General features: G+C 70.3%; 1 protein-coding gene and 1 pseudogene. Both read left to right on the top strand.

Features of this window, described 5'->3' with window-relative positions; all coding sequences use genetic code 11:
* Positions 1-292, top strand: a pseudogene (locus ABZ749_RS35255) (ABC transporter permease); the annotation flags it as partial.
* A 274-nt stretch (positions 293-566) separates the two neighbouring features.
* The coding region (locus tag ABZ749_RS35250) for a 2-oxo acid dehydrogenase subunit E2 (RefSeq protein WP_357235755.1) at positions 567-1,362 on the top strand (796 nt) is incomplete at its 3' end.

Genomic DNA, 1,362 nt, shown 5'->3' with positions numbered 1-1,362 from the left:
CGGCACGCTGATCACCAACCAGCTCGGAGCGGTGATCACGGCGGCGGTGCTCTACCTGATCGGCACCCAGGTGGTGGGTCTGCTCTTCCTGCTCCTGTCGAACCTCCTCGACAGCGAGGCGGTGCTCAAGTGGCAGGTGGTCTGGCCCGCTGTGGCATCCCAGGTCATGATCACGGAGGGCACCTCGGAGTTCACCCCGTCCTGGTGGGTCGGGGCCCTGGTGCTGATCGGCTACGCGCTGGTCAGCGGAGTCGTCGGAATCCTGCTCACCCGACGGCGCGACATCGCCTGACGGCGTCTGCGACCCCGGGGCGGCAACGAGCTGGCCGTTCCGGGGTCGGGCGGCCGCTCGGCGGCCGGCCACTGGTGTTACCAGTTCGACACGGTGTGCGCAGGCGTTGCTGAACTTCTGGCATCTTCTGTGAAACCGGCCACGGGACCGAGGCGGAAATGCCTGCGGGATCGGTACGGCGTAGCCTGGGAGACGTCCAGTCCGTGCTCCTAATCGGGCGCGACGGACCCACCGCGTGCCACACAAACCCGCGTGAAAGAGGCGATTACCGGCCGTGTCGACCCAGCAGACTTCGCAGGAGAACCCACTGGCGGGTTTCGGCCCGAATGAGTGGATCGTCGAGGAGATGTACCAGCGTTACCTCGCCGACCCATCGAGCGTTGATTCGGCCTGGCACGACTTCTTCGCCGACTACCGACCGGCACCGGGAGCGGGCACCCCGCGCGGCGCCGAGTCGTCGGACAAGCCGGCCGCCGCCCCGGAGCCGGACGGTCAGCCGGAGGCAGCCGCCACCGTCACCCAGCCGAGCGCCCCGGCCAAGCCGGCGACCGCGAGCAAGTCGGCCGCCGCCCAGCCGGCGCCGGCCAAACCCGCCGCCCCGGCCACGCCGAAGGCCGCGCCGGAGAAGACGCCGGAGAAGGCCGCTGCGGCCAAGCCGGCCGCCAAGGCCGCCGCGCCGACCGCCGACGGCCCGCAGACCACGCCGTTGCGGGGCGTCGCCGCGAAGATCGTCCAGAACATGGACGCCTCGCTGAGCGTGCCCACCGCGACCAGCGTTCGCGCGGTCCCGGCGAAGCTGCTGGTGGACAACCGCATCGTGATCAACAACCACCTCGCCCGTGGGCGGGGCGGCAAGGTCAGCTTCACCCACCTGGTCGGCTACGCGATGGTGCGCGCGCTGGTCCAGCACCCCGAGATGAACAACTCCTTCGCCGAGGCCAACGGCAAGCCGGCGGTGCTCCGCCCGGCACACGTCAACCTCGGCATCGCGATCGACCTCGCCAAGCCGGACGGCAGCCGCAACCTGGTGGTCCCCTCCATCAAGGGCTGCGAGCAGATGGACTTCCGGA

The organism is Micromonospora sp. NPDC047753 (assembly GCF_040642735.1).
Taxonomy (GTDB): domain Bacteria; phylum Actinomycetota; class Actinomycetes; order Mycobacteriales; family Micromonosporaceae; genus Micromonospora.
Note: the sequence above shows the minus strand (reverse complement) of the source record. Positions and strands in the feature narration are given on the sequence as shown.